The sequence below is a fragment of the Fictibacillus phosphorivorans genome, assembly GCF_007673525.1.
Lineage (GTDB): Bacteria > Bacillota > Bacilli > Bacillales > Fictibacillaceae > Fictibacillus > Fictibacillus phosphorivorans_C.
The window spans coordinates 1-1661 of record NZ_VDZU01000008.1; the positions used below are offsets into that span (position 1 = coordinate 1).

Below are 1661 nucleotides of genomic sequence, written 5' to 3' on the forward strand. Positions count from 1 at the left end.
TGTTCTTTGAAAACTAGATATCGACATCCAAACAATATGCAAGGCAGATAGATTTATCTAATCTGCGCCAAGCAAGAATCTTTGATGTGTAAACATCATATAAGGTTAAGCTAGAAAGGGCGCACGGTGGATGCCTTGGCACTAGGAGCCGAAGAAGGACGGGACGAACACCGATATGCCTCGGGGAGCTGTAAGTAAGCATTGATCCGGGGATTTCCGAATGGGGGAACCCACCATCCGTAATGGGATGGTATCCATATCTGAATACATAGGGTATGAGAAGGCAGACCCGGGGAACTGAAACATCTAAGTACCCGGAGGAAGAGAAAGCAAATGCGATTTCCTGAGTAGCGGCGAGCGAAACGGAATCAGCCCAAACCAGAGAGCTTGCTCTCTGGGGTTGTAGGACACTCTATACGGAGTTACAAAGGAACGAAGTAGGTGAAGTGGTCTGGAAAGGCCAGCCGAAGAAGGTAACAGCCCTGTAGCTGAAACTTCGTTCCCTCCTGAGTGGATCCTGAGTACGGCGGGACACGTGAAACCCCGTCGGAATCCGGGAGGACCATCTCCCAAGGCTAAATACTCCCTAGTGACCGATAGTGAACCAGTACCGTGAGGGAAAGGTGAAAAGCACCCCGGAAGGGGAGTGAAACAGATCCTGAAACCGTGTGCCTACAAGTAGTCGGAGCCCATTAACGGGTGACGGCGTGCCTTTTGTAGAATGAACCGGCGAGTTACGATCCCGTGCAAGGTTAAGTTGATAAGACGGAGCCGCAGCGAAAGCGAGTCTGAATAGGGCGACATAGTACGTGGTCGTAGACCCGAAACCGTGTGATCTACCCATGTCCAGGGTGAAGTTCAGGTAACACTGAATGGAGGCCCGAACCCACGCACGTTGAAAAGTGCGGGGATGAGGTGTGGGTAGGGGTGAAATGCCAATCGAACACGGAGATAGCTGGTTCTCCCCGAAATAGCTTTAGGGCTAGCCTCGCGGCAAGATTCCTGGAGGTAGAGCACTGATTGGACTAGGGGCCCCCACAGGGTTACCGAATTCAGTCAAACTCCGAATGCCAGAGAATTATCCGCGGGAGTCAGACTGCGAGTGATAAGATCCGTAGTCAAAAGGGAAACAGCCCAGACCATCAGCTAAGGTCCCAAAGTATACGTTAAGTGGCAAAGGATGTGGAGTTGCCCAGACAACCAGGATGTTGGCTTAGAAGCAGCCACCATTTAAAGAGTGCGTAATAGCTCACTGGTCGAGTGACTCTGCGCCGAAAATGTAACGGGGCTAAACGTATCACCGAAGCTATGGCTTGTACCGTATGGTACAGGGGTAGGGGAGCGTTCGAAGTGCAGCGAAGTCAGACCGGAAGGACTGGTGGAGCGCTTTGAAGTGAGAATGCCGGTATGAGTAGCGAAAGACAAGTGAGAATCTTGTCCATCGAAAGCCTAAGGTTTCCTGAGGAAGGCTCGTCCGCTCAGGGTTAGTCGGGGCCTAAGCCGAGGCTGAAAAGCGTAGGCGATGGATAACAGGTTGATATTCCTGTACCACCTCCTTTCCGTTTGAACAATGGGGGGACGCAGTAAGGTAGGGTGAGCGCACTGATGGAATAGTGCGTCTAAGCAGTTAGGCTGTTGGGTAGGCAAATCCGCCCAACGTG

General features: G+C 51.8%; 1 rRNA gene (running past one end of the window). It reads left to right on the forward strand.

Going from position 1 to position 1661, the window contains the following annotated elements:
• Window positions 1-103: 103 nt before the first annotated feature.
• Window positions 104-1661: ribosomal RNA gene (locus tag FS458_RS20420) — 23S ribosomal RNA — on the forward strand; it runs 1123 nt beyond the window's last position.